At 47.3% G+C, this 6901-nt stretch carries 7 protein-coding genes; 5 read left to right on the forward strand and 2 right to left on the reverse strand.

Going from position 1 to position 6901, the window contains the following annotated elements; all coding sequences use genetic code 11:
- Positions 1 to 713: 713 nt before the first annotated feature.
- The 3 genes from pgl (at position 714) to O9300_RS19155 (ending at position 3668) form a co-directional block, all read left to right on the forward strand.
- Positions 714 to 1436 (forward strand): 6-phosphogluconolactonase, encoded by a 723-nt coding sequence (gene pgl / locus O9300_RS19145; protein ID WP_287973411.1) that lies wholly within the window; start codon positions 714 to 716, stop codon positions 1434 to 1436.
- A 207-nt stretch (positions 1437 to 1643) separates the two neighbouring features.
- Entirely contained in the window at positions 1644 to 2270 is a 627-nt protein-coding gene (locus O9300_RS19150) for a double zinc ribbon and FHA domain-containing protein (RefSeq protein WP_287973413.1), read from the forward strand.
- Between the two features lie 150 nt (positions 2271 to 2420).
- Positions 2421 to 3668 (forward strand): site-2 protease family protein, encoded by a 1248-nt coding sequence (locus O9300_RS19155; protein ID WP_287973417.1) that lies wholly within the window; start codon positions 2421 to 2423, stop codon positions 3666 to 3668.
- Here O9300_RS19155 and O9300_RS19160 read toward each other — a convergent pair.
- A complete protein-coding gene (locus O9300_RS19160) occupies positions 3587 to 4351 on the reverse strand; it encodes a metallophosphoesterase family protein (protein WP_079205978.1) in 765 nt (254 codons plus the stop codon). The two genes, O9300_RS19155 and O9300_RS19160, sit on opposite strands and share 82 nt — an antisense overlap.
- A 378-nt stretch (positions 4352 to 4729) precedes the next feature.
- On the opposite strand from O9300_RS19160, the gene tpiA reads away from it, so the two are divergent.
- Positions 4730 to 5455 (forward strand): triose-phosphate isomerase, encoded by a 726-nt coding sequence (tpiA, locus tag O9300_RS19165; RefSeq protein WP_287973419.1) that lies wholly within the window; start codon positions 4730 to 4732, stop codon positions 5453 to 5455.
- Here the strand turns inward: tpiA and O9300_RS19170 are convergent.
- Positions 5452 to 6234: a fumarylacetoacetate hydrolase family protein gene (locus O9300_RS19170; protein ID WP_287973420.1), complete on the reverse strand. Its 783-nt coding sequence runs from the start codon at positions 6232 to 6234 to the stop codon at positions 5452 to 5454. The genes tpiA and O9300_RS19170 overlap by 4 nt on opposite strands.
- Before the next feature lie 145 nt (positions 6235 to 6379).
- Between O9300_RS19170 and rpsF the strand changes: the two genes are divergently transcribed.
- Complete coding sequence (rpsF, locus tag O9300_RS19175) at positions 6380 to 6769, forward strand: 30S ribosomal protein S6 (RefSeq protein ID WP_004163403.1); 390 nt, start codon at positions 6380 to 6382, stop codon at positions 6767 to 6769.
- Positions 6770 to 6901: the final 132 nt, after the last annotated feature.

A 6901-nucleotide genomic window follows, 5' to 3' on the forward strand; every position in this document is an offset into this window, starting at 1 on the left:
GATGTCTTGTCTAACAACGCTTTACCAATAAAGCTGAGAGGGAATCCGAACTAGGGAAGTATTCGGAGGTCTGTGCCAGATGGTGTCTCGATGCGGTAGTCTCTACTTGCGTCGCCTAAATTGGTTTAGGCAAGCCCCGTCGCTTTTAGGGCGGGGTTAGTGACTAGTCTGTTTAAAAGTTCTCGCTGGGGATTCCCAGAAGGATTTTGCCGAGAGGCACTCTGACAAACTGCAATTTCTAATTAACTCTCGCTCAACCTCCCGCTAAACCCTATGTCAAATCGTTCTGCTTGTCAACCCCCTTCGAGAATCGACTCTAGAAATATTACCTCAATATGGCATCGGTAAACTTATCCCTGTCAAAGAATAGATCTCCTGCAAAAATCAAAAATCTGCCGTTAGGCGAGGAGACGGTCGATAGGAGACGGTCGTCAGGAGGAGAAAAAAGACAATAGAAAACTATAATATCGATAAAACCTAATATTATGTCAAATTTATCCATTTTTTTAGATATTTTAACCCGATAGTGCCTCGATAACTTACTTTTGCAGCAGGTCTAATAAAATTTTCCCAAGCTCTCAGACGAGGTTTTCCCCCCGTATCTCTTACCTAAGACAGAGGCTGTCAAAGAATAAAATTTTCCCAAGCTCTCAGATGAGTCCTGAATGGTTAGCCTATAGTAAAGACAGCCCCCTGAGTTGATAACAAAACCCATGCAGAAATTGGTGGAAGTTTTAGCTGATAAACAAGCTCTGATCGCAAAATCTCTGGCACTGGTTCTGGAAAAAATCACAACCAGCCTCGAACAACAGGACTATTTTACCATCGCTCTGTCCGGCGGTAGTACCCCGAAACCTCTCTACGAGGCTTTATCCTCTCAACCCCTCGACTGGTCAAAAATTCACGTTTTCTGGGGAGATGAACGCTACGTTAGTCCCGATCATCCTGACAGTAATCAACGCATGGCCCGGTTAGCATGGCTCGATCGCATACCGATCCCGGCCGCTAATATTCATCATGTTCCCACGGATGACCCCGATCCCCAGCTGGCCGCCCAAAAATACGATGAGCATCTCCGCCAATGGTTTGGGGTCAATTCTCCCGATTTTCCCGTTTTTGACCTGATTTTATTGGGAATGGGCGATGATGGTCACACCGCCTCTCTCTTTCCCCACACGGCAGCTTTAACGGTGAGCGATCGCTGTATCACCGTCGGCGAGAAAGACGGCAATCCCCGCTTAACTTTTACCGTTCCCCTGATCAATCAGGCCCGTTGTGTGATCTTTATCGCTGCTGGCGAAAGTAAACGCCCCGCTCTACATGAGATTTTCTCTGCCTATGGTGACTCTTTCTCCTATCCTTCCCGTCTCATCCACCCCCCGGCCGGGGAATTATATTGGTTGCTCGATGCGGCCGCTGGTTCCTCTTTTGTCTAGAGAATAGGGGAATGGGGAAATAGGGGAATAGGGAAATAGGGGAATAGGGAAATTCAACTAAAACCCCAACACCCCAAAACCCTAACACCCCCCGCAACGCGCACGCAGTGACCACCCCAACACCCCAACACCCCAACACCCCAACACCCCAACACCCTAAAACCTAACCCCTAATCTGCTTTTTTACTTTTTACTTTTTACTTAAAAATGATCGTTTGTCCTAATTGCGAACATACTAACCCCGATGAGGCCAGTCAATGCGAGGCCTGTTACACTCCCTTGCCGCGGATGTCTTCCTGTCCTAATTGTGGGGCAACCATCCAAACTGATGCCACCTTTTGCGGTCAGTGTGGCTACAATTTACAGCCTAATTCCGTTCCCATGGTGGCAGCCCAACCCGAATCGGAACCTGAACCCCTCCCACCAGTCCCTACACCCACCGTCGCCTCGATCGCACCTCCTCCTGTTGCCCCTCCACCGGTTCGGGCTGCCACCCGCTTACAGACGGAAATAGCTAGTTTGCAGCACCTGCAAACCGATAGCAAAATTGAATTACCCCTACATCTATCGGTAATTCATATCGGCAAACCTAACGATCGCATTCCCCCCGATATCGATGTTTCCGGTTTTCCCGATTCTGATATCGTCTCCCGGGTTCATGCCGATATCCGTGTCGAAGCGGGCATCTATTACCTCGAAGACAGCGGCAGCGCTAACGGAACCTACGTTAATCACACTCCCCTACCCCCCGGCAATCGTCATCGTCTCCGGGCAGGCGATCGCATTTCCCTCGGTAAAGGGGACAAAATGACTTTTATTTTCCAAATGTCCTAAAAGGGGACAGGTGTTAGGGGTTAGGGTTTTCGGGTTTTCGGGTTTTCGGGTTTTCGGGTTTTCGGGTTTTAGTTGAATTCCCCCACTTCCCCATTCCCCCACTTCCCCATTCCCCCACTTCCCCATTTCCCCATTTCCCCACTGAAAATTATGCGTACAAATTGGCGAATCGGCTCTTTATTGGGCATTCCTCTCTATATTGATTCCTCGTGGTTTTTGATTCTGGCTTTTGTCACCTTGATCAATGCCACTGATGCAGAAATTCAGTCTCTGGCCGCCCAGAGTTCTGTTTTAGCGTGGTTACTTGGTTTAATCATGGCTTTATTGCTGTTTATCTCGGTTTTACTCCACGAATTAGGTCATAGTTTAATGGCCCGGTCCCAAGGCATCCAGGTCAATTCCATTACCCTGTTTCTCTTTGGAGGTATGGCCTCGATCAATCGAGAATCTCGGACTCCTCCAGAGGCCCTGCAAGTAGCGATCGCTGGACCCGCCGTTAGTTTTCTCCTGTTTTGTCTCTTATCCCTAGCCAGTCACTTACCCTATTTAAACGCCAATTTAACTTATATATGCGGGCATTTAGCGATAATTAACCTGTTTTTGGCTCTATTTAATCTTATCCCCGGTTTACCCCTCGATGGGGGTCAAATTTTAAAAGCAATGGTCTGGCAAGCGACTGGCGATCGCTGGAAGGGTTTACATTGGGCTGCGATCAGTGGTCAATTCATCGGTTGGTTGGGGATTATTTTGGGGATTTTCTTGGTTCTCTTGACGGCAGATGTGGGGGGTGCCTGGTTAGGATTAATAGGCTGGTTTATCCTCAGAAATGCCAGCGCCTACGATAATTTAACTAATTTACAGGAAAGTCTCCTCAATTTCACAGCGGGAGAGGTGATGAGCAGACATTTGCGGGTTTTAAACGCCCATCAAACCCTAGAGGAATTCGCCCAAGAATACGTTTTAGACCGAGCGGCTGCCAATACTGCTTATTTTGCCGCTTCCGAGGGGCGTTATCGGGGATTAATTCGGGTGGAAGATTTACAGGCGATCGAGCGGAGTTTCTGGTCAGAAAAACAACTGCTTGATATTGCCCATCCCCTCGCGGAAATTCCCACTGTTGAGGAAAAAACCCCCTTAGTGACGGTGGTGCAGAAATTGGAAACCATCCCGGACCGAATGATCACGGTGTTAACACCAGCCTCCGCCGTAGCGGGAGTGATCGATCGCAGCGATATCCTCAAGGCAATTGCGATTAAATACCAACTTCCCCTAGAGGAAACGGATATTGAACGCGCTCGCGAGGGAGTTTACCCCAGTTATTTGCCCTTAAATGTTATTGCTGCCGCTCTCGACAAGAGTGAACCGCCAAAAATCGGCGAACCGTCCTTAATGTCCTGACGTAGAGAGGATGGACGATAATAATCTTGAATATGGCTAATCCGAAAATTTCCTCGCTGGTTAACCTGCCACAATTTCCCCGTTTCCACATCTAAACAACTTAACCAGCCTTGGCCGTAGGCCCAAGTATCAATACAAATGGCATGGCCGAGATTAACCGGTTTACCGCTTTTTTGGCTGGTATGACCGCAAATCATGGTTTTTCCTGAACTATGGGCGGCGGGATATTGAAATTTCTCCCAAAAGAGTTTGTATTCTGGTTGTCTGGCTAGGGGTAGATGGGGATCGAGACTAGCGTGAACAAATAAATGATTTGCAGTTTCGTAGCTATTTATACAGACTTTTCCTAAAAAATCCCAGTGAGATTCAGGAATTTTAATCAGGTGGCCTTCGCTATAGGATTTGAGGGTGGCTTTACCGCCTTTTTCTAACCAGAGACGCTGTTTGAGGGGGTTATTACGGGCTTGCAGCATGATAATCTCGTGATTACCTTTGAGGGGAATCAAATTTCCCTGTTTATGTAGGGAAATCAGGCGATCGATCACCCCTTTCGAGTCTCTGCCCTTATTAACGTAATCACCGAGGGTGATTAAAGTATCTTGCGGTTTGGGGTTGACGATCTCTAGTAAGTGATCTAGAGCTTTCGAGCAACCATGAATATCGCCGATTGCTAAGGTTCGCATGAGGATTTGGTAGGGGATTAGGGCATAGGTAGGGTTTGCGGCAAAAAGTTTTTCGTGGGGGCAGGGTGTGGGGTGTGGGGTGTAGGGTGTAGGGTTTTACCGATTTTGAGGTGGTCAGTTACCTAATTTTCAGGGAAAAAGTCCAGGAATTTTACCCCCGATCCCTCCAATGGTAGGCACTTTTTGAGGTCAAAAAAGTCTAAAAGCCTTATCAAACAAAGTTTTTAGATTTATTCAGCAAACCCTAGGTACAGGTAAAAGTATTAAAAAAAATCTGTTCACGACAAACAGCGATTATCGGTGATCTTGCTTAGGGTAACAAAAAGGCTTACAGTAAAATGTACCATAAATTATCAAATCTACTAAATTAATTAAGCTGTGCCGAAAGTTGTTATTGCAGGTAACTGGAAAATGCACAAAACCCAGAGAGAAGCTTTGGAGTTTTTGCAAGATTTTAAATCCCATCTAGATGAAACCCCCGACGACCGAGAAGTAGTTCTTTGCGCCCCTTTCACAGCTTTAGCTGTCATCTCTAAAACCCTCCACGGCGGTCGTATTCGCTTGGGGGCGCAAAATGTCCACTGGGAAAAATCGGGGGCTTATACGGGCGAAATCTCGGCGGATATGTTAACCGAAATTGGGGTTCACTATGTGGTTATCGGTCACAGTGAACGCCGGCAATATTTCGGCGAAACCGATGAAACCGTCAATTTAAGGGTTATATCTGCCCAAAAACAAGGTTTAATCCCGATTATCTGCGTGGGAGAAAGTAAAGCCCAAAGAGATGCCGGAGAAACGGAAAAGGTAATTATCAAGCAAATTCAAGGGGGTTTAGTCAATGTTGACCAAAAAAACCTCGTTATCGCCTACGAACCCATCTGGGCGATTGGCACGGGAGAAACCTGCGAAAGCGAGGAAGCCAACCGCGTTATCGGTTTGATTCGGCAACAATTAGACAATCCCGAAGTAACCATTCAGTACGGTGGTTCGGTAAAACCCGATAATATCGATGAAATTATGGCTCAATCGCAGATAAACGGGGCTTTAGTCGGTGGGGCAAGTCTAGACCCCGCCGTCTTCGCCAGGATTGTTAATTATCGTTAATTGATTTCTGCTGCCATGACGCTATTTTCCAAAACCCCGATGCCTTCTATTTCCACCCGAACCTTATCCCCCACCTGCATCGGTCCGATTCCTTCGGGAGTTCCCGTTAAAATCACATCCCCCGGCAGCAGGGTCATCACTTGAGAGATATAAGCCACCAAGACATCGGGAGGAAAGACCATATCGCTGAGATAACTGCTTTGTTTGGGTTCGCTGCCATCATTGAGAAAAGTGGTTAATTGCGCCCCGATACTCAATTCCCGGACAATCCAGGGGCCGAGGGGACAAAAACTGTCAAATCCTTTCGCCCGCGTCCATTGGCTATCTTTTTTCTGTAAATCCCTAGCGGTGACATCGTTAGCAATGGTATAACCCCAGATTTTACTTCTGGCCTGGGCTGTGGTGCAGTTTTTGGCGGTTTCTCCGATAATTAATGCCAATTCTCCCTCATAATCCACTCTTTCCGATTGGGGCGGATAAAAAATCGTTTCACCATCGGCGATAATTGTCGTCGGTGGCTTGAGAAATAAAAGCGGTTCTTCCGGTACAAGTGTTCCCATCTCGGCGGCGTGGGCGCGGTAATTTTTGCCCACGGCAATAATTTTCGACGGGAAACAGGGGGCTAATAGTTGGTAGCTATCGGGTTCTAATTCTAGCTTGGTTAGTTGCCCTCCTTGCCAGGGAGGGGCATCAAAGACGGCAACGCTACGGTTTAGCTGTAACAGTCCGTAGAAGATTTGTCCTTGACGATGTTTCACTCGTACATAGCGTTGCGCCATATTTTTCTGGGAATGACTAGCGATCGACTCTCGGATAGTAGTATGATCATATATCCTTGCTTCTTTATTAAAAGCTAGAGAGTTATGAAAATCAATTAACCTCCGGTCTTGACAAAGAAGCCTTCTAGTCCATAAGGATTCTGAGATGAGCAATAACTACGAAACTCTTTACATTCTCCGTCCCGATTTAGGGGAAGAAGTCGTTCAGCAACAAGTGGAACGTTATCGGACTCTGATTACCGAACACAGCGCCACAGACATTCAAGTGAAGGTGTGGGGTAAAAAACGTCTGGCCTATCCCATCAAAAAACTCAATGATGGTGTCTATGTGCAGATGAATTATCAGGCCAGCGGCAAACAAGTCGCCCCCATGGAACGGGCCATGCGTTTAAGTGATGAGGTTATTCGTTATTTAACCCTAAAACTCGATCGCGTGGTGGCCCCCCCTGCGGATTTATCTCCCTTAACGGAAATTCCCCCCTCTCCTATCACCGAAGCGGTGGTGGAAGATGACGGTATCTCCGCTGAAGATTAATTATAGTCACAACTGTGTCGGGTCAATGCCCAATTCCCGTAATCGGGCAAAAGCGCGATCGCGTTCTTGTTGTGCTTGGTTGCGTTCTTGTTGTGCTTGGTCGCGTTCTTGTTGTGCTTGGTTGCGTTCCTC

This window comes from Microcystis sp. LE19-195.1E, assembly GCF_027532095.1.
GTDB classification, from domain to species: domain Bacteria; phylum Cyanobacteriota; class Cyanobacteriia; order Cyanobacteriales; family Microcystaceae; genus Microcystis; species Microcystis aeruginosa.